Raw genomic sequence first — 618 nt, forward strand, 5'->3', positions numbered from 1 at the left:
TTATAATATGCAAAAAATTTAGCATATTGTGTCAGGAAAGTACAGTAATCATACTGGAGGAATTTGATTTAAATAGGCCAATTTTGGATGGGATAAAGTGATGCTTTACAACATTAATTACTTTATCACCTTCGATATAATCATCTTGCCAAACATAGTTATATATCTGCTCTTTAGTTAATATTTGGTTATGATTCTTTAATAAGAAAGAGAGTATTTTATATTGAATACCAGTTAATTTAATCTCCTCATTCGTTTCATTATTGATGACTTGATTTGAATCAAGATCAACATCCAAATGTTCCACTTTAAAAAAGTGTTCAGACACCTTCTCAAATCTCATTAATAACTTTTCTATCCTTAATATTAACTCTCTAGGATCAAAAGGTTTAGTCATATAATCGTCCGCATTTTCTAACCCTTTTATTTTATCTTCAATAGCAGTAAGGGCTGTTAAATAAATAATAGGAACATCATTTCTTAATTCTTTTATTCTTTGGCCAATTGTGTAAAGCATCACTTTATCCCATCCAAAATTGGCCTATTTAAATCAAATTCCTCCAGTATGATTACTGTACTTTCCTGACACAATATGCTAAATTTTTTGCATATTATAAG

1 protein-coding gene is annotated in these 618 nt (G+C 28.6%); it reads right to left on the reverse strand.

The features are described 5' to 3' along the window. Positions 1-31: 31 nt before the first annotated feature. A complete protein-coding gene (locus ACTNEP_RS20495) occupies positions 32-517 on the reverse strand; it encodes a response regulator transcription factor (RefSeq protein ID WP_441163786.1) in 486 nt (161 codons plus the stop codon). Between the last annotated feature and the right edge of the window lie 101 nt (positions 518-618).

It is taken from the genome of Gracilibacillus sp. HCP3S3_G5_2 (assembly GCF_052063305.1).
Lineage (GTDB): Bacteria > Bacillota > Bacilli > Bacillales > Amphibacillaceae > Gracilibacillus.

Bases quoted from the DNA above. Each gene is read 5' to 3' on its own strand.
- ACTNEP_RS20495 (WP_441163786.1), bottom strand. From the start codon at position 517: ATGCTTTACACAATTGGCCAAAGAATAAAAGAATTAAGAAATGATGTT.